Annotated in this window: 19 protein-coding genes and 2 tRNA genes; 4 read left to right on the forward strand and 17 right to left on the reverse strand. The window is 43.3% G+C overall.

The features are described from left to right. Positions 1-65: 65 nt before the first annotated feature. The 12 genes from deoB to WDV74_RS13955 all read right to left on the reverse strand — a co-directional run bounded on the left by deoB (position 66) and on the right by WDV74_RS13955 (position 12,367). Positions 66-1,289, reverse strand: coding sequence for a phosphopentomutase (gene deoB, locus WDV74_RS13900; RefSeq protein WP_338883384.1), 1,224 nt, complete (start codon positions 1,287-1,289; stop codon positions 66-68). A gap of 77 nt (positions 1,290-1,366) precedes the next feature. After that, positions 1,367-2,734 (reverse strand): thymidine phosphorylase, encoded by a 1,368-nt coding sequence (deoA, locus tag WDV74_RS13905; protein WP_338883385.1) that lies wholly within the window; start codon positions 2,732-2,734, stop codon positions 1,367-1,369. An 84-nt stretch (positions 2,735-2,818) separates the two neighbouring features. Then, positions 2,819-3,598: a deoxyribose-phosphate aldolase gene (gene deoC, locus WDV74_RS13910; RefSeq protein WP_338883387.1), complete on the reverse strand. Its 780-nt coding sequence runs from the start codon at positions 3,596-3,598 to the stop codon at positions 2,819-2,821. Between the two features lie 108 nt (positions 3,599-3,706). Continuing rightward, positions 3,707-4,972 (reverse strand): NupC/NupG family nucleoside CNT transporter, encoded by a 1,266-nt coding sequence (locus WDV74_RS13915; RefSeq protein ID WP_338885617.1) that lies wholly within the window; start codon positions 4,970-4,972, stop codon positions 3,707-3,709. A 300-nt stretch (positions 4,973-5,272) separates the two neighbouring features. Next, positions 5,273-6,043 carry a TatD family hydrolase gene (locus WDV74_RS13920; RefSeq protein ID WP_338883389.1) on the reverse strand — a complete coding sequence of 257 codons (771 nt, stop codon included), beginning with the start codon at positions 6,041-6,043 and terminating at the stop codon, positions 5,273-5,275. After that, positions 6,044-7,162, reverse strand: coding sequence for a DUF6363 domain-containing protein (locus tag WDV74_RS13925; RefSeq protein ID WP_338883391.1), 1,119 nt, complete (start codon positions 7,160-7,162; stop codon positions 6,044-6,046). A gap of 269 nt (positions 7,163-7,431) precedes the next feature. Beyond that, positions 7,432-7,830: a BON domain-containing protein gene (locus WDV74_RS13930; RefSeq protein WP_338883392.1), complete on the reverse strand. Its 399-nt coding sequence runs from the start codon at positions 7,828-7,830 to the stop codon at positions 7,432-7,434. A gap of 208 nt (positions 7,831-8,038) precedes the next feature. Further along, positions 8,039-9,628 carry a peptide chain release factor 3 gene (gene prfC / locus WDV74_RS13935; protein WP_338803746.1) on the reverse strand — a complete coding sequence of 530 codons (1,590 nt, stop codon included), beginning with the start codon at positions 9,626-9,628 and terminating at the stop codon, positions 8,039-8,041. 197 nt (positions 9,629-9,825) lie between these two features. Next, positions 9,826-10,809, reverse strand: a complete 984-nt coding sequence (locus WDV74_RS13940; protein ID WP_338883394.1) for a nucleotidyl transferase AbiEii/AbiGii toxin family protein — start codon at positions 10,807-10,809, stop codon at positions 9,826-9,828. A 16-nt stretch (positions 10,810-10,825) separates the two neighbouring features. After that, positions 10,826-11,431: a DUF6088 family protein gene (locus WDV74_RS13945; RefSeq protein ID WP_338883395.1), complete on the reverse strand. Its 606-nt coding sequence runs from the start codon at positions 11,429-11,431 to the stop codon at positions 10,826-10,828. A gap of 104 nt (positions 11,432-11,535) precedes the next feature. Next, entirely contained in the window at positions 11,536-11,988 is a 453-nt protein-coding gene (gene rimI, locus WDV74_RS13950) for a ribosomal protein S18-alanine N-acetyltransferase (RefSeq protein WP_338883396.1), read from the reverse strand. Continuing rightward, on the reverse strand, positions 11,957-12,367 hold the full coding sequence (locus WDV74_RS13955) for a DNA polymerase III subunit psi (RefSeq protein ID WP_338883397.1): 411 nt from the start codon (positions 12,365-12,367) through the stop codon (positions 11,957-11,959). The genes rimI and WDV74_RS13955 overlap by 32 nt, the downstream gene beginning before the upstream one ends. A 135-nt stretch (positions 12,368-12,502) precedes the next feature. Between WDV74_RS13955 and rsmC the strand changes: the two genes are divergently transcribed. The 3 genes from rsmC to WDV74_RS13970 all read left to right on the forward strand — a co-directional run bounded on the left by rsmC (position 12,503) and on the right by WDV74_RS13970 (position 13,953). Next, entirely contained in the window at positions 12,503-13,516 is a 1,014-nt protein-coding gene (rsmC, locus tag WDV74_RS13960) for a 16S rRNA (guanine(1207)-N(2))-methyltransferase RsmC (protein WP_338883399.1), read from the forward strand. Between the two features lie 217 nt (positions 13,517-13,733). Further along, a tRNA-Leu gene (locus tag WDV74_RS13965) sits at positions 13,734-13,820 on the forward strand. Between the two features lie 46 nt (positions 13,821-13,866). After that, positions 13,867-13,953 (forward strand) — tRNA-Leu (locus WDV74_RS13970). 32 nt (positions 13,954-13,985) lie between these two features. Here the strand turns inward: WDV74_RS13970 and WDV74_RS13975 are convergent. The 5 genes from WDV74_RS13975 to WDV74_RS13995 all read right to left on the reverse strand — a co-directional run bounded on the left by WDV74_RS13975 (position 13,986) and on the right by WDV74_RS13995 (position 18,240). Beyond that, a complete protein-coding gene (locus WDV74_RS13975) occupies positions 13,986-14,264 on the reverse strand; it encodes a DUF1435 family protein (protein WP_273558088.1) in 279 nt (92 codons plus the stop codon). A 136-nt stretch (positions 14,265-14,400) separates the two neighbouring features. Continuing rightward, complete coding sequence (locus tag WDV74_RS13980) at positions 14,401-14,943, reverse strand: GNAT family N-acetyltransferase (RefSeq protein WP_338883400.1); 543 nt, start codon at positions 14,941-14,943, stop codon at positions 14,401-14,403. A gap of 73 nt (positions 14,944-15,016) precedes the next feature. Beyond that, positions 15,017-16,510, reverse strand: a complete 1,494-nt coding sequence (locus tag WDV74_RS13985) for an aldehyde dehydrogenase family protein (protein WP_338883401.1) — start codon at positions 16,508-16,510, stop codon at positions 15,017-15,019. A 15-nt stretch (positions 16,511-16,525) separates the two neighbouring features. Continuing rightward, positions 16,526-16,906 carry a cupin domain-containing protein gene (locus WDV74_RS13990; RefSeq protein WP_338803755.1) on the reverse strand — a complete coding sequence of 127 codons (381 nt, stop codon included), beginning with the start codon at positions 16,904-16,906 and terminating at the stop codon, positions 16,526-16,528. A 32-nt stretch (positions 16,907-16,938) separates the two neighbouring features. Then, the gene (locus tag WDV74_RS13995) at positions 16,939-18,240 is read right to left on the reverse strand and encodes an FAD-binding oxidoreductase (protein ID WP_338883402.1); all 1,302 of its coding nucleotides are present in this window, start codon (positions 18,238-18,240) and stop codon (positions 16,939-16,941) included. 439 nt (positions 18,241-18,679) lie between these two features. Here WDV74_RS13995 and WDV74_RS14000 point away from each other — a divergent pair, with 439 nt between their 5' ends. After that, the gene (locus WDV74_RS14000) at positions 18,680-19,630 is read left to right on the forward strand and encodes a nucleoside hydrolase (protein WP_338883404.1); all 951 of its coding nucleotides are present in this window, start codon (positions 18,680-18,682) and stop codon (positions 19,628-19,630) included. Positions 19,631-19,650: the final 20 nt, after the last annotated feature.

A 19,650-nucleotide genomic window follows, 5' to 3' on the forward strand; every position in this document is an offset into this window, starting at 1 on the left:
TTCCTTGTTTTTATTACGTATCAAAATAGACGAAAAGGGGGAGATCCATAGATCTCCACCAAAACTTAAAACATCGCTTTACCGTAATCCATTGGAGTCAGATCAAAGTATTTTGCTACTGTCTGCCCCATATCGGCGAACGTCTCACGATGTCCTAATGAACCTGGTTTGACTTTAGGTCCGTAAACCAGAACCGGGACATGTTCACGGGTATGATCTGTTCCCGCCCAAGTTGGGTCACAACCATGGTCAGCGGTCAAGATCAGAATGTCATCTTCTTTTACCAATTTCAGCATTTCTGGTAAACGACGATCAAACAACTCCAAGGCTGCCGCGTAACCGGCAACATCACGGCGGTGACCGTAGGAAGAGTCAAAATCAACAAAGTTGGTAAATACGATGGTGTTATCCCCCGCCTGCTCCATTTCAATCAGAGAAGCATCAAACAGGGCATCAATGCCTGTCGCCTTGACCTTTTTGGTGATCCCGACATTCGCATAGATATCTGCAATTTTGCCAATGGAAACCACTTCACCTTGCTTTTCATCAAGTAGTTTTTTTAGGATAGTTGGGGCTGGTGGCTCAACGGCCAAATCATGACGGTTGCCAGTGCGTTGGAAACTCCCAGCCTTATCCCCCACAAATGGACGGGCAATAACGCGGCCAATGTTATATTCGCCAATGTTCAACTCTTCACGAGCGATTTCACATAGCTCATATAGACGATCCAAGCCAAATGTCTCTTCATGGCACGCAATCTGGAAAACAGAATCCGCAGAAGTATAGAAAATCGGTTTACCGGTTTTCATGTGCTCTTCGCCTAACTTATCTAAAATAACAGTACCGGAAGAGTGACAATTACCCAAGTAGCCTGGCAGATTTGCTCGTTCGACCAGTTTATCCAGCAATTCCTGTGGGAAACTGTTTTCTTCATCGCGGAAATATCCCCAGTCAAACAGAACCGGAACACCTGCAATTTCCCAATGTCCTGACGGCGTGTCTTTACCAGAAGAAAGCTCACTCGCGTAACCATAAGCGCCAATAATTTCAGCTTCTTTATCCAGGCCAATCGGGAACGTTCCGCAAGACTCTTCCGCTGCCTTACCCAATCCCAAACGGCTCAGGTTTGGCAAATGTAGTGGCCCATTACGGCCAATATCAGCTTCACCACGGGCACATCGTTCTGCAATATGACCCAAAGTGTTAGATCCCTTATCACCAAACTTTTCAGCATCAGCAGTTGCACCGATACCAAAGGAATCCAATACCATGATGAATGTACGTTTCATAATTTTCTCCTGCGTCAATTCACGCTATCAATGCGGAAACTGCCAGCTATTAAAATCAATTTCAATGCTTATATACTTTATCCACGGATATAACGATAAACCATCGGTGTAGTGGCTTGTATCTCGTTTTCCTTAGAAATTTCTTTAAAAATAAATGCCTTACGTATTGCTTCTGCGGCTTCATGCCAAGCCTGCTCACTGCGAGAATGAATCATGGCCAAAGGGGTATCCGCATTCACTTTTGTACCAAGAGCAATGATATCACTCAGCCCCACGCTGTGATTAATAGGATCTGTCGCCTTACGGCGTCCTCCTCCCAATGCAACAACAGACATTCCTAGGGCTCTGGTATCCATTTCTGTAACGATGCAACTCTTTTCAGCTAACATTTGCCCAGTTAACACCTCTCCAGCCAATACTGGTTTGATGAATTCCGCAGTCGAGAGGTAGCGAGTGTAATTTTCGACAAAATCAGTCGGCCCTTTCTGTGCAGCCACCATGCGACCAAATGTTTCCGCCGCTTTGCCACTGTCCAGTACTGTTTGTAACTTATAATATGCATCATCATGATCAATGGCCAAATTACCTGAAACCAGCATTTCAGCGGACAATGCCATGGTAACTTCAAATAACCTAGGGTTACGGTATTCCCCCGTCAAGAATTGGACAGCTTCACGCACTTCCAAAGCATTACCTGCGCTGGATGCCAAAACTTGATTCATATCTGTCAATAGCGCCGTAGTCTTACATCCCGCACCATTGGCAACTTCAACAATGGCTTCGGCCAGCCGTTCCGATTGCTCGTAGGTCGGCATAAATGCCCCAGAACCCACTTTCACATCCATGACCAATGCATCCAGTCCTTCAGCCAATTTTTTACCCAAGATAGAGGCGGTAATCAAAGGAATAGAATCAACGGTCGCCGTAATATCACGTGTCGCATAAAAGCGTTTATCCGCAGGTGCCAGTGAACTTGTCTGTCCGATAATGGCAATGCCTACATCACGAATAATGTCACGTAAGCGGTGTTCATCAGGGAAAATGTCAAAACCGGGAATAGCTTCTAATTTATCCAGTGTTCCTCCAGTATGTCCCAAGCCACGCCCCGATATCATCGGCACATAGCCCCCACAGGCCGCTATCATTGGACCCAACATCAAGGAAGTGACATCCCCTACACCGCCCGTCGAGTGTTTATCGACAATCGGGCCGGGTAAATTCAATTTTTTCCAATCTAAAACAGTACCAGAATCACGCATCGCTAATGTTAGAGCAACACGTTCCTCCATCGTCATGTCATGGAAATAGATGGTCATTGCCAGTGCAGCAATCTGCCCTTCGGAAACTGTGTTATCACGGACGCCGTTAATAAAAAAGCGTATTTCTTCTTCATTCAATGAATGACCATCACGTTTTTTGCGGATAATTTCCTGTGCCAGAAACAAAGCTACCTCCCAATCATTATTATCTGAAAAGAATGGCAGTAATGCACACTAGCTTAGCCTATGTGCAATCAGTCATTATTGATCTCAATAACCACTACTCTGTTTTTGGTTCTGGTGTCCAAGCGTAGTCAGCAAACTGCCCAACAAACTGGAAGCACCAAAACGGAAATGGCGGGAATCAACCCATTTGTCGCCCATAATGCGTTCGGCCAACGCCAAATATTCTGCTGCTTCTTGAGTCGTGCGCACGCCACCCGCCGGTTTAAAACCAACGCGATCACCTACCCCCATATCACGGATCACACTCAACATAATTTCGGCACTTTCCAATGTTGCATTAACCGGAACCTTACCCGTTGAGGTTTTGATGAAATCCGCTCCAGCCTTAATTGAAATTTCAGAGGCTTTGCGAATCAGAGCGGCTTCTTTTAATTCCCCCGTTTCAATAATGACTTTTAGCCAGACACCTGATTCAGCACAGACTGTTTTACAAGCTGTTACCAAGTCAAAACCAATCTGTTCATTACCAGCCATCAAGGTGCGATAAGGGAAAACAACATCCACTTCATCGGCACCATAGGCGATGGCGGCACGAGTTTCAGCCAGCGCAATGTCAATATCATCATTGCCATGTGGGAAATTAGTCACCGTGGCAATGCGAATATCAGGGGTTCCCTGTTCGCGTAATATCTTACGTGCCACGGGAATAAAACGCGGATAGATACAAAGCGCGGCCGTATGTCCGGCGGGACTGTTTGCTTGACGACAAAGTGCTATTACTTTCTCATCTGTATCATCATCATTAAGTGTAGTTAAATCTATCAAACCCAGCGCACGCTGAGCGGCGGCAATTAAATCGGTCATAAAACTCTCCAACGGTATGATTATCGTGACTGAATCAGACAACAGATTTAAAACAAAAGCAGGTGAGATCCCTCACCTGCATTCAATTGGATATATATTCTCTATGGCTTACAACGAGAGGAAGAATCCAGCAATTGTTGCACTCATTAAATTAGAGAGTGAACCCGCCAATATAGATTTCAAACCGAAACGGGCAATGTCACCGCGACGGCTTGGTGCCATACTACCTAAACCGCCCAAAAGAATCGCAACGGAAGACAGGTTAGCGAAGCCACACAAAGCAAAAGAGATAATGGCTTTAGTATGGTCAGAAAGCACTTGCAGACCCGCAGCCTGAACGACATTATCCGCTTTCAGATATTCACTAAAGTTCATGAATGCCACGAACTCATTGACAACTAATTTCTGCCCGATGAAAGAACCCGCAATGGTTGCTTCATTCCACGGAATGCCGATCAGGTAGGCGATTGGTGCAAAAACCCATCCCAAAACCAGTTCCATCGACAATTGAGGATAATCAAACCAGCCGCCGATCCCTCCCAAGATACCATTCAGTAAAGCAATCAGTGCGGTGAATGCCAGAAGCATTGCGCCGACATTCAGAGCCAAGTGCATACCCGATGCCGCACCCGATGCCGCAGCATCAATCACATTTGCAGGACGATCTTCTGCCGCAATCAACGATGCCACATCAGCAGTATCGTGAGTTTTTTCTGTTTCTGGCACCATCAATTTCGCAAACAGTAAACCACCTGGGGCTGCCATAAATGAAGCCGCAATTAGGTATTCCAATGGAACACCCATAGATGCATATCCCGCCAATACAGAGCCAGCAACAGAAGCCAAACCACCACACATCACAGCGAACAACTCAGATTGGGTCATCGTCGCGATATAAGGGCGCACAACCAGAGGGGCTTCAGTATGACCCACGAAAATATTTGCTGTTGCAGACAAAGATTCAGTCCGTGATGTTCCCAATAGTTTCTGCAATGCACCACCCAATATTTTGATGATGAGCTGCATAATACCCATGTAGTACAACACCGCAATGAGTGATGAGAAGAAAACAATGACTGGCAAGACACGCAAAGCAAAGATAAAGCCACTGCCGCCAAACAATTCAAACATTTTGTCGGAAACCAGGCCACCAAAAATAAAATCTATCCCTTTTTTTCCATATCCAATCACATTGGAAACGCCTGAGGACATTCCCTCCAGAACGTCTTTACCGGCTGGTACGTAAAGTACAAATGCCCCCATGGCAACCTGAATCAGAAAGGCGCCTAGGACAGTGCGGATTTTAATAGCTCGATAATTACTAGAGAAGAGTACTGCGATAAGAATCAGCACTGCCATCCCGATCAGGCTCATAAGGAGTTGCATTGGAAGAATCCCTGTTCACTGAATAAAAATAATAAGAAAATATGTCAGTTATTCCATAAGTTTCCACTGACATTATGTGTGGGGCGATTATACCTAGGACTAAAAAGGAACAAGCAACTAACATCACAAATTAATACAACAAAAAGTAATATAAAAACGAAAAATGAGATATAAATCACAAAAAACCATCGGGTTTCGGGGGGTATTAGATAATTTAACGGAGAAAAAGGTAAAAAACAGGATAAATAAGCACGGAATAAAAGTTAAGCATTATTAATGTATTATATATCAACTCAATGTAAATAGGCTCATACTATTTTGGTAAATTTGGTTGGCAATTTCATCTGCTGCTTCTCGACGCAACTCACACAATACGGAAAAAATCTGTGCAACTTTTTCTGGCCGATTTGGCTGCCCCTGAAATCCCGATAACGGCATATCAGGCGCATCCGTTTCCAATACCAAAGATGACAGAGGTAATTGCGAAATAGTGTTACGTGTCTTTTGCGCCCTATCGTAGGTAATTGTTCCCCCAACACCAATGTAAAATCCCAGGCGAATAAAGGCCTGAGCTTGGGATAAACTCCCCGCAAAACCATGAATAACCCCTGTTCGTGGTAATCTATGTTTTCTCAAGATTGCCGCCAATTGATCATGGCTTTTTCTGGAATGGAGGAGCACAGGTAAATCATATTGTTTAGCGAGTTTTAGCTGTACCTCTAACATGCTTTTCTGCTTTTCAAGCTGTGGATCTGGCATATAAAGGTCAAGACCAATTTCACCTACTGCAACACATTTATCTTCTTTTTCTTGTAGTTTTTGCGTCAACTCATCCAAATGAACCTCTTGGTGTTCAGCAACATAGAGTGGATGCAAACCAAATGCGGCATAAATTGGTGGATAAGTCTCAGCCAGCACAGAAACCCGCTGGAAGTTTAATTGACTTATCGTGGGAACGATAATTTTTTCCACACCCATTTGTCTGGCTTGTTGCAAGCTCGCTATTTCATCACCAGCAAAAGGGGAAAAATCAAAATGGCAATGTGTGTCAATAAACATTTAATTGTCCAGGTTATCTATCATAAGAGTCCCTGTCGTTTGCACATTCTCCACCACCGCTGGCACAGGAGCTTCCAGCGGTGGGCAATGCTTGCCACTGTTTAGGAAATGGTTTCTCCGAAAACAGTGACGAGCAGAATTTAACCCTGTACGGCATACTCCATAGCTGTTACGTTCTGTATGCCCAAATTCTCCTTCAACAAAAGTATGCCCAATCGTTGCCAGAAAATACCGTCCGCAACGCCGTCCCAAATGATAATCCTGATTTAACGAACTAAGCCGGCTGCCTAAAGCCATTGTTGCCAATGGTGCCGGTGGATAAATTTCGAAGATTTGTACATCATCCGGTGGATTTTCGATAAATTTCTGCGTTTGACGGTAACTCTGAGCATGGAGATTGAGCATCTTGACCATTTTTTGCAAGCTACTAGACTCTAACCAACGATCCATGCGCTTGAACCACTGAAGTGTATAGTAAAGCTGTGAAGGTACTGTTCGAATCACAACGATAGTATCTGCCCCACGACGATAGGCTTCCTGAACCGGGATCGCATCACAAATGCCACCATCTTGATAAACCACATCACCAAAGGTAACGCCGTTACGATAAAACCCCGGAATGGCGCTTGAGGCTTTAACAAGATCCATCCAATTTTTGTCATCAGGATGCAGGTAAGTCGGCTCAAAATTATCAGCGCGGCAAGCGCACATGTAGAATTCACGCCCAGCATCAAACTGACGCATTGCGACAGGAATATTGAGTGGTAATTGCTTAGATATGGTATCAATATACCAATCTAAATCGATCAAATGCCCACCGCGCACAAAGCGCAATGGATTAAAAAAAGCAGGGTCAGTTGTATAACGGTTGATTACTTTGCGCGCATACCCCCTCTGACCACAAATATAGGCAGAAAGATTTTGCGCTCCCGCAGAGGTTCCAAGGAACAGTTCAAACGGATTAAAGCCGAGACGAAGAAATTCATCCAAAACACCAGCGGTAAAAATACCTCGCTGACCACCACCTTCACAAACAAGTGCAATTTTCCCTGGTTTGATCTGTGACTTATAAGCTAAAGGTTCAATATTACCCAGTGTTATTGGAATATGTTTCCCCACTCTTCTCTCCCTTTGAAAGCCGCCGAATATCTATACAGTATATCGTTACTCAAACAACTTGCTTGTAACATTTTTATAAAAAGTGAGGAAATAAAGCATCAATAGTTAAATTGATATGAGAATAGCAAGTTACCAAAATACCGCCAGCGAATAGCATTCCTATGCATAATCTCGTCACTTAACAAGATATTATTTGAGGAAAAGAAGCAGAAAGAGTGGCTATTATCGGCCACTCTATTCTCAATATTTGTTATTTTTTCAGATTAAGATTATTTTTTAATCTCTATCGTGCTTTTTACTGATTTGACACCTTTTATTCCATGAACAATCTTAACTATTTTCGCCGCTTGATGTTTGTTTTTGACAAAACCGGAAAGATGGACAATGCCTTTTTCCGTTTTCACCGCAATGTCACGGCTATTTATGCCCTTATGTTCCAGCAATTTTTTCTTCACTTTTGCTGTAATGGCACTATCGTCTAAATAAGCATCTGCTTTTTGCAAGGAGTTATCAATTTTATCTCCTGCTTTGTCTAGAGATTTATCGATTTTTTGTCCTGTACTCTCCAACGTTTTTCCCACAGAAAGATCCGCTGCCAGAGCACTACTGGTCAATACCGAGCCTAGTAAAACAGCCAGTAGTGAATGTGTAAACTTAATACTTTTCATCCTACCACCTTATTTAATTTCAGCCTAAACACAGTTATCAAAACAGTATGCAGTATGTCAATTAGGCAATGGCGATAAAATCAGATTTACAAAAAATAACGTATATTTTCATTAACACAGGAAGTTATTCTTTTATTGGCATGAAAAACAGCATATGCAGATAGAATAAATAATAAGGGCCAACAGAATAGTTGGCCCAGAAAGAGGATTAATGTTCCCGTGTTTTGCGGAAGGAAACATCAGGATAGCGTTCACTGGTCAAGTTTAAATTGACCATGGTTGGTGCGATGTAGGTTAAGTTATCGCCACCATCGAGAGCCAGGTTCTGCTCATTTTTGCGCTTGAACTCTTCCAATTTCTTCGCATCGCTGCACTCTACCCAGCGAGCCGTAGAAACATTAACGGGTTCATACAGCGCTTCAACGTTGTATTCACTCTTCAAACGGGCAACAACTACGTCAAACTGAAGCACACCTACCGCCCCGACGATCAAATCGTTATTGGACAGCGGGCGGAATACCTGCACAGCACCTTCTTCTGACAATTGCACCAGACCTTTCAGCAACTGTTTCTGCTTCAATGGATCGCGCAGACGAATACGACGGAACAATTCAGGGGCAAAGTTAGGGATGCCGGTAAACTTCAACTCTTCGCCTTGGGTAAAGGTATCACCAATCTGGATAGTGCCATGATTGTGTAGACCGATAATGTCCCCAGGATAAGCATGCTCGACATGAGAGCGATCCCCTGCCATAAAGGTCAGTGCATCAGAAATGACAACATCTTTCTTAATGCGAACTTGACGCAGTTTCATGCCTTTTTCATATTTACCGGAAACAACACGCAAAAATGCCACACGGTCACGGTGTTTCGGGTCCATATTCGCCTGAATTTTGAAAACAAAACCGGTGAATTTTTCTTCACTGGCAGAGACTTGACGCGCATCAGCCTGACGCGGCATTGGGGTTGGAGCCCATTTAACCAGGCCGTCCAACATGTGATCAACGCCAAAGTTACCCAATGCAGTACCGAAAAAGACCGGGGTTAATTCTCCCTGTAAAAAGGCTTCCAGATCGAATTCATGGGATGCACCTTTGACGAGTTCCAACTCTTCACGCAATTGATCCGCCAGCTCTTCACCCACTGCCGCATCCAGTTCAGGATTATCCAATCCCTTGATAGCGCGAACCTCCTGAATGGTATGTCCCTGACCTGATTGGTACAGGTAAGTTTCATCAAGGTAAAGATGATAGACGCCTTTAAAGGATTTACCACAACCGATTGGCCATGTAATCGGGCTACAGGCTATGTTCAGCTCATTTTCCACTTCATCCATCAGCTCCATTGGATCACGAATATCACGGTCGAGCTTGTTCATGAATGTCAGGATCGGCGTATCACGCAGGCGAGTGACTTCCATTAACTTACGGGTACGATCCTCAACCCCTTTCGCGGCGTCAATAACCATCAAACAGCAGTCAACGGCTGTCAAAGTACGGTAAGTATCTTCCGAGAAGTCTTCGTGCCCTGGGGTATCCAGTAAGTTAACCAAACAATCAGCATAGGGAAACTGCATCACGGAAGTGGTAATAGAGATACCACGCTGTTTTTCCATCTCCATCCAGTCTGATTTAGCGTGTTGGTTGGAACCTCGGCCTTTTACCGTCCCCGCTTTCTGGATCGCCTGTCCGAACAGTAATACTTTTTCGGTAATGGTTGTTTTACCCGCATCCGGGTGGGAAATGATTGCAAAAGTGCGTCGTTTCGCAACTTCCTGCTGAAATGAGGAGTTTGACATCAATTAGAATCTTCTAGTCCATAGGCGGATTGATATCACTTGGAAAGCGCCTCGTGATTGGCGCCCCACTTGCAAATCCGTCGTGTTAATCGTGATTGGCGCTTATTTTGGCTGAACTTGGCGTTATAAACAATCAGTGATTTGTAGACGATTATCCAAATCAACTTCAAATAACGTCGAGCGCAGTAAAAGTCGAATTACTGCCATGCGTTAATTTTGTATTCAATTTGTTTTACAACCTCTATCAGTTCCCCGAACGAAGGTGCAATACCGTATATCATCTCGGCAGAAATCATGTTTTGGTAATCAGCTTTAAGCGCCGATAACCCTTCGCTATTTGGCAACAATAATAATCGTCCAGCTAAACATTCTTCATATCCGGCATAACTTGCGTTAAAAAAGACTGACTTATGCCTGATGACATCTTCAAGAAGAGTGCGATCACGCATGGCCTTATAGCCGACTTCATGCCGAGCCAACATCACTAAATCGTACCAATGCCTTGAAAGGCGAGCTGCACTTTCTCTGAGACCACGACGACACTCAACATGAATCAACGTGGCTTTTTCCCAAAAAGTACGCTCTGGAGACAGAACAATGACTTGTCCGGTAGGAAACTCAAGTTCGGGGATTAAATCCGACACATAAGGTTTAACAACATGCAATTCATTCGGATCGATAACATTGCGTCCCCCTAATTCAATTAGAACTTCACTCCTTAAATACTCATCAACTTCCTCGGTAACAGATGGATAGCTCACCCAAATTTTTTCACCTGAATCATCAATTCGAATTGAGTGTAATTCAGCAGAAGGAAGTTTATTTAATTGAGAGCGAATATGAGGAACTACAATGTCATTTGCATACTGTTGCACATGCTGCTTAAGTTGTTCACTCAACTTTCTTAACTTATTTTTACTATGGCTGCCCCAAAAAGGATCAAAGCCATTTGCAAAATGCCGATAATCAAGGGTGATATCAATATCTTCAGAGAATCGATTGATAATATTAAAAACTTTTGATAACGAAGTTCCCCCTTTAAAGGCCATAGGAGGCGCGTCTGTTAGGCTGAATAATGTTTTTAATACCCAGCAAACCCAAATATCTTTTTCTAAGACATTTTCAGAGCGCCCTAACTGCTCCGCTGCATATCCCAAAATCGCTTGTTGTTCATCAGGCATAATCGCAAAATAAGAGTCAGTCATGGCGGGAATCACTATTAACATAGTGAATGACTGATGACATCCACGCAGGTAATTTGCAAGTTTTTAGTAAACCAAATTCGTCCTCACTCATTAAGCTACGGACTTGCTCTACAGTGGCAGGTGTAACTGATTCTTTTCCCAAATACCATAAAGCTGAAATAGCCATACCAATTTTCGTACCTGCATATTGAAGTTTACGTTGGCTGGAAGTATGGATCAGTTTTACTTTACGATTTCCAATCCTTACCTGCCTTGATGAACCACTGGTATAGTAAACCAAAGTCGTTGGCATTTGAGTACTCAACTTAAACCTACGAGCAGCCTCAGCACCATGAATTTGGATCGTTTCACCATTTTGACGTGTGATCATTTCAACCACTCTTGCGATATCAGGATGCACTTTTCCAACGAACCGATTCACTTTTGGCTTGATAAAGATACCGCGTGCAACACGTTCAATTTCTCTCTTTTCGACCAAACGTGAAAGCGCCTTGTCAACCGCAGCACGTGAGCCAAAAGACAGGAAAGATTCACTCGTAAATAGCTTTCCTGCTCCATAACTGTGGATGCATTGCCTTATCGATTTTGAAGTTGTCATTATTTCCTCCATAAGACAGAAAAACTCATATATTTTCTGACATCTGGCAGCAAATTATGACCACAAAAAGAGCAAAAATCAACCAACCGATCAATAAATAGTTATCATTTTCCACCAAACAACGGCAATGCCATAATAATGGCGTCTTCCTTACCTGCCGCTGTCGGGTAATAATTCTTGCGGATGGAAACTTCATTGAAGCCCATCTCCTCGTATAAACGAATGGCGGTTTGGTTAGAACGCCGGACTTCAAGCCACAATGTATTGATCTGTTTTTCAGGTAATATGTTGATGAGATACGTCAGCAATGCCCTGCCATAGCCTCGTGATTGATATTCAGGATGAATAGCGATATTAAACAGTGTTGCTTCATCCATAACATACTGTGTTATCGCAAAACCGATAATCTGGTCATTCTGCGTTATCTTATAATTGAGATAACGTTCCCCCTGATTAGAGTAAAAGGTCTTTTCACTCCATGGAAACGCATGGCTGGCCTGTTCTATTTGAAATGCGACCGGAAGATCAACGGAAGTTAATAGAGAAATATTCTTCATAATGGTAAATTTGTTGCCAAAGAGCGCGTTTTGCATTCCCATCAAGAGATAAATCATTTAATGCCGGGCTTCTCAAAGAAATCCCTTGTACTGGTAAGGTAATATCAACCCCCAGCAGCCAACTCGGGCAGTGGATTGATTCCGAAAGTAGCTCAACATCTTTTGTCGTGATGCAATATACCGATGAGGCATCGATCCCCATGGCTGTAAAAATATCAGCAAACAATGAATGACTTAAGTCAATGTGATCATGGCTAATGATCAATAGACGGGTTGAATCAGGGATGAGGACAGATAATTCACCTTGCAAAGCCATTGGGTTACGCAAAACCCATTGGGTGATCCCCAACCGGGAGAGTAATCTGTCACGCTTTGTCATCGTGTTTTATTCCATCTGCCATAAAAAATAACAGGTAATATATTATCAGAGGGCTTAGCTCTGCGCCAACCAGCCTATCAGTACTGCCCGCTGATATTGATATTTAGAAAAAGATTTAAAAGGAGCTATACATAGATGTCAGTATTAACCCCGGCCAGTGAAGTTATCCTGCGCCATCATGAGCAATTTCGCTCCCATCATCTGCTTTTTGCCGGTGATCTTCAGGATAACCTGGCAACGGAAATCGAAGCTGCAAGTGTGCGTGTGCATACTACCCAATATCACCACTGGCAATCCCTGATCCGCCAGCTTGGTGATAATGTCTGGTTTGGCCTTGTAGCGGACAGCGAATTTATCAAAGGATGTGATACGCTGATTTATTACTGGCCAAAAAGCAAACAGGAAGCACGTTTTCAACTACGCAACCTGTTTTCCATCCTGCCACCCGGTACGGATATTTTTATTGTGGGTGAAAACCGTAGTGGTGTACGCAGTATTGATAAGTTAATGGAAGGCATCGCTACTTTCCGCAAAATTGATACGGCACGCCGTTGTAGCCTGTTTTATGGTCAATTGAAAGACCAGGTTCAATTTGATCAAAACAATTGGTGGAACAGCTATCAAGTGGAAGATATCGCTGTTAATACACTGCCCGGCGTATTTAGCCAGGATAATTTGGATATCGGCAGTCGTCTGCTGCTTTCTACTTTCGATACCCCTATCTCTGGCAGTCTATTGGATATGGCTTGTGGTGCTGGAGTATTGGCTGCCGTGTTGGGTAAAAAGAACCCGGATTTGTCCCTGACACTAAGCGATGTTAATGCTGCCGCCATCGTATCCAGTAAGGCGACCCTGCAAGCCAATAAGCTGAAAGGCAATGTCGTCACAAGTAATGTATATTCTGCCATTGAAGAAAAATTCGACTGGATCATTTCCAATCCTCCCTTCCATGATGGCCTGAAAACCAACCTGGCGGCGGCTGAAAATATGATCCGCATGGCACCCAATTATCTGAAATCCGGTGGTAAATTGCGGATTGTTGCAAACGCTTTCTTACCTTACCCTAATCTGCTGGATAATGCCTTTGGCAGCCATGAAGTCATTGCGCAAACAGGTAAATTCAAAGTATATCAAGCAACTAAAAAATAATTCGGATAGCAAACGCAATCCCTGTGTTGCCTGCCCGTTAAATTGAGGCAGGCAATTTCTATTTTCCGGCATGTCATTTCTGCCCTTACCAAACATATCGACATGTTGGTTTTTACACCAATCACACATTTTCTCCCTAAATAATGATTGACGCCAGCCATAAAATCTCTAGAATGCGCCTCCATGCTATTCGTTTAAGCAATAGTATCTGATTAACGCGAGGGTGGCGGAATTGGTAGACGCGCTAGCTTCAGGTGTTAGTGTTCTTACGGACGTGGGGGTTCAAGTCCCCCCCTTCGCACCAAATCAGATGGCTATCGGTTGAACAAACTAGATAAATGGCAGTACCTGCGAGGGTGGCGGAATTGGTAGACGCGCTAGCTTCAGGTGTTAGTGTCCTTACGGACGTGGGGGTTCAAGTCCCCCCCTTCGCACCACTGTTACATTTTTCTTCTCTCCCCGATCTTCCTTAATGTCCCAGATAACGCAAGCAGGCGAACAAGCTGCATATCACCGCAATGCCAGCAGGTATCAATAGAAAATGACGGGCATTACGATGCAGTAACAGAACAAGTGTCAGCAGTAAGGCACCTTGAATGATAAATTTAAATTGTTCTATTCCTGCACCGACTGTTTCCAGCACTGATACAACCAATGCTGATGTGATCAGACTGGATAACAGTAACCCCCAGAATCCCATCATACTTTGGCAAAAAAACGGCTTTAGCTTCCACTTTTCGCTAAACATAGTCAGCTCCCACTACAACAATAATGATTCTCAATACCAAATATGATAGCGAATTAATCACAAGTTGAAAGTAAATCACCGAGATGATAAGCAATATGATAGAGAAAAGAGGCGGGAGAATATTTCCCGCACTGTATTAAGTATCGATGGTATAAACCAGGTGAATATCGTCAGGTTCCCGTTGGTAAAGTTCAATATCAGGCTGAGCAATCAGCACACATCCTATATGCCGATAGAAATTCACCGCATTTTCAGACGGTATTGATGAGATATATAACCCTTTCGCACCTTTTGCCTTGGCAAAATCAATACAGCAATGAAATAACTGTTTTCCCAATCCTGAAGCACGATATGCCTTGCTAATATGCAAAAAAGACAATTGAAGCAGGTCACTATTTTCACCTCGCCAATGAGGATCAACGCTGGCGACAGCAATCAATTTGTCATTTGCGTTCTCTGCGAAAGCGCCTAGAAAGAATGCCCCGCGATCATAACTATCCAGAAGAATTGGGGTATAAATTTCAGCTTCCCCTTCCGGCCAACCTCGCATATCAAAACATTGCGGCGTAAGTATTAATTGATCTCGTTGCTGGACATATAAATTTTCAATCAATTCAGTGCGATCAATATTCCAGACATCAGGGATTTCCTGGCGAGATAACTGACGGATCTTCCTCATTTGTCACCATAATTTACTATCATAACTACGCTATCTTTTGCATAGAATAAAAAAGCTATTATTAACGTCTCCATTAATAACGCATCATGACTGATTTCAGCTCCGTATAATGTTCTATGAATGCACTGCCAAACTCACGGCCAACTCCTGAAGATTTAATCCCTCCAAATGGAACCGCAGGATCAAGGAACGTATGCATATTAATCCATAGCATACCCGCTTTAATGCAAGGGGTCATACGCATCGCTTTACTCATATCATTCGTCCAGAGGCTGGCAGACAACCCAAATGGTGTCGCATTCATCATGGTAATAAGCTCTTCCTCATCATCATAACTGAGGAAAGTGCCAATCGGCCCGAATGTCTCTTCGTTCATTAATGTATCTTTAACACTATTGGCTTTAATCACTGTTGGTGCGACAAAAAATCCCGGTCCCTCCAAAGCATAGCCTCCGTAGACAATTTCATTGCCCTCCTGACGCGCAGTTTCAAACATAGATAAAATTTTTTCGTAATGTTTTTTGTTTGCCAAAGGCCCCATTTCTGTTGATTCATCAAGGGGAGAGCCAATTTTCATCGCAGATAAACGTTCAGTAAGTAATGCCAAAACAGCATCCATGTGAACGGATGGAATATAAAAGCGCTCCGCGGCTGCACAAATTTGCCCTTGATACACATATCCCGCTTCCAGTATGCCATCAACGATCTTTTCAACGGTCATATCAGACAGAAAAGCTGCCGCGTTTTTACCGCCAAGCTCCAGTGTTGTGCGCTTCAATCCCTGCTCCAAGGCCAATTTCCCCACGCTTATTCCTGTTGGAACGGAGCCTGTAAAAGTGACTTTGGCACATTGAGGGTGATTAACCAGAGAAGATCCAACCCGAGTGCCTGTACCGTTGACGATATTGATCACACCATCTGGAATTCCCGCTTCTTTTGCCAGTTCAGCCACACGAAGTAGGGTTAAGGGCGTATATTCACTGGGTTTAAGCACAATCGTACAGCCACAGGCCAGTGCCGCCCCCAATTTCCAGATCGCAATCATGATGGAAAAATTCCACGGAATAATGCCAACTACGACGCCGATAGGCTCACGGCGCGTGAATGCAGAATATTTTTCCCCTTTAAACGATGGCAGTGATACATTCAGTGTTTCACCCGTAATTTTGGTTGACCATCCGGCAAAATAGCGTAAATAATCGGCTGATGCATCTACATCCAGCATACGGGATAATTGAATCGGTTTACCGGAACATAAACTTTCCAGTTGTGCTAACTCGTCACTATTTTTTTGTAATAGATCAGCCAACCGATTCAGGCAATTCCCCCGTTCCATAGGAGAAGTTTGCGCCCACACGCCGTGAAAAGCATCTGATGCTGCCTGCATTGCCTGATTAACTTCATGTTCTCCTCCTTGATTGACCGTAGCTATCACTTCGCCAGATGCCGGGTTAACGATAGAGAAAGTTTCATTTTCCTGACCAAGAACAGAGACTCCATTAATATAGTGACCATGAGAGTGCTGCAAAAAAGTTGTCACTGACTCCAGTAAATGAATGTCACTCATCACCTTTTCCTCTGCCTAATCAGACAATTGCCCATTTATACAAGCCATATAATGTTTGACGAAACGCTCACTGGTGATTTCCCACAATACTTCGCACCCTTTTGCCGCAAACCACGAGTCGCCTTTATGGTATTCGACCATCACCCCTGTTTTGACATCTGTCAGTTTCACTGAACCCTCATGCACTGTTGCCATTTCATCAAAGGGATAGATCATTTTAAATTTGCCTTTAGTGCAGGCAAAAATACCACATGTCAGATTATCCGATGGTTCCCCGTGGATCATGGCGACACTTGCCTGCGGATCGCCCTCCACCACAACAGAACCAAGATTAGTGACACTGCCAATTGGCATTAATTCAGGAAGAGTTTTATCTAACAATAATGGCTTTATCATAACTTTTACCTTTAACTGTGACCGTTGAAAAACTAACGACGCCCTTTCCAGTAACCTGAAGCCTGATGCCAAGTCTTACCGACAGAGAGCAGTACATTTCTCAGTTTATCTTTCCCGATAATATCGAGGTGTGGAATCGAACTAAGTAGCGAATAACGCTCCGAACCTTCACTCATTCCCTCAGCCAAAATTTTGCAGATGATGTGGCTTGGCGTTACCCCAAATCCCGAATAGCCTTGAACATAGAACACATTTTTATGATTAGGCAGAGAACCCATTTGTGGAAACAAATTAGCGCTGCAACATAATGGCCCGCCCCATGCCAGTTCTATCTCCACATCTTTCAAATAAGGGAAGGTCTTGAGCATGAGATTGCGGTTCCATGCTTTTAAATCGGAAGGCATATATTCAAGAAAGTGTGTTGCGCTGCCATATAACAGGCGATTTTCTTTAGTAACACGGTAGTAATCGATGACTGGGCTAATATCACTGTAGGCCCCTCGAATTGGGCTGATCCTTTCAATCAAATCATCCGACAGTTCTTCCGTCATCAATTGAAAAGCATAAGTATTAATTGTTTTTCTATAAATAGCCGGTTCAAGTCCATCCAAAAAGCCATTACATGCCCACAGCATCTTATTGGCGCGCACTGATCCTGTTACTGTACGTACGGTAACTCTGGAGCCATACTCTACGCTCACAACCTGACTGTTTTCGAAGATTTTGACACCATATTCAGTAACAGCTTTGGCTTCACCCAGCAGCAAGTTGAGTGAGTGAACATGTCCCCCACCCATATGTTTTAGTGCACTGGTATAACGGTCTGAACCAATAACTTTTTTAACATCTGCACCCGTATAAAGCTCAATTTCTTCACCAGGGGAAGCCGAACGAAATTCCTGTAACCAACTATGCAGGGTTTTATCATGACGCGAATTCCAACCAAGATAGGCATAACCTTGGCAAAAGTCAGCCTGAATATCATATTTGGCAACTCGATCACGAATGATTCCCGCTCCCAAGCTACTGATTTTAAATATAGCTTCCAGGCCTTTTTTACCCACGTGGCGTTTGATCTTATCCAAATCATGGCCAATCCCCGTCATCACCTGCCCACCATTACGGCCTGTACCGCCATACCCCAAAGTTCGGCCTTCCAAAATAGCAATATTGGTGATGCCTTTTTCTGCCAGCTCTAATGCGGTATTGATACCGGAAAAACCTCCGCCAATGATAACAACATCAACATCTAGATCTTCTGTCAGCATCGGAAAACGAAGATCATATTTTTTCGTCACCGTATAGTATGTTAATGAATCAAGCTTATTATTCATGTTATACCCCATGAGCATCTGCTTATCCCCTGATGGTGTAACCTTGCTATTCCTTTTATCAGGGGTGCTTATCACATTTTTTGAACATTAGTTATTCATGTGTATTAACAAAACAATAAAGAACAAAATATTAATAAGTTAACAAACTAACAAAATTAGACATTAATGCATTTTATGTCTGGTATATATGAATCATATGTGCTTGAAATTCTCAAATCATTTGTTGTTTTCATGTTAATGGAATCACAATTATTAAAATATTTATTAATAAATTGTGATTCTTATGTTTTCATTTTGTGATAGAGTTGGAGGAAATTTTTTCTGTTAGTAAATTATCCTGACCGTAAATATTTACATATGTACTTAATAGGTTTCGAGTTGTAACCGACAAAACAGCAACTTGAGAAATGAAGGTCATAATCACTGGAAAGGAATGAATATGCTACCCAAGAAAATCATCCTCGACTGCGATCCTGGGCATGATGATGCCATTGCTCTCCTGCTTGCCCACGGGGATCCCAATATTGAATTGTTGGCTGTAACGACAGTTGTTGGTAATCAAACCCTGAATAAAGTCACCCGCAATGCGCTTTGTGTTGCACGCATCGCTAATATTCATAACGTTCCTTTCGCAGCAGGTTGTCACCGCCCACTTGTTCGGGAGATCAATACAGCCCCAGACATTCATGGTGAAACGGGTCTGGATGGCCCTATTCTTCCTGAACCTAGTATGAAACTGGATGCGCGCCATGCAGTTGATCTCATTATTGATGTGATTATGGAAAATCCGCCCAAAAGTGTGACTTTGGTGCCAACTGCAGGTTTGACGAATATCGCTATGGCTGCGCGCAAAGAACCGAAAATTGTTGAGCGGGTAAAAGAAGTTGTATTAATGGGAGGGGGCTATCATAAAGGAAACAGAAGCGCAGTTGCGGAGTTCAATATCGTGATCGATCCAGAAGCTGCCCACATTGTCTTTAATGAAAAATGGCCGTTGACAATGGTCGGTTTAGATCTCACTCACCAAGCGCAAGCAACTCCTGAAATTATTGAAGCAATTGCCCAGATTAAGACACGTCCTGCCCAATTCGTTTTGGATGCTCTGAAGTTTTATGGTGACAGGTATCTTGAGCATCAAGGATTTGGCTATCCTCCTGTGCATGATCCCTGTGCTGTAGCTTATGTGATCGATCCGGATGTTATGACGACCCAAAAAGTCCCCGTTAATATCGAACTGATGGGAGGCTTAACAACAGGAATGACTGTTGCAGATTTCCGTTTTCCGCCACCTGAAGATTGCCATACGCAGGTTGCTGTCAAATTGGATCATGCCAAATTCTGGCAATTGGTGATTGATGCTCTAAAAAATATTGGTGAAACAACTTACTGATATTACTAATTTAACGCGAT

Origin of the sequence: Xenorhabdus sp. TH1 (assembly GCF_037260955.1) — a bacterium.
Classification (GTDB): Bacteria; Pseudomonadota; Gammaproteobacteria; order Enterobacterales; family Enterobacteriaceae; genus Xenorhabdus; species Xenorhabdus griffiniae.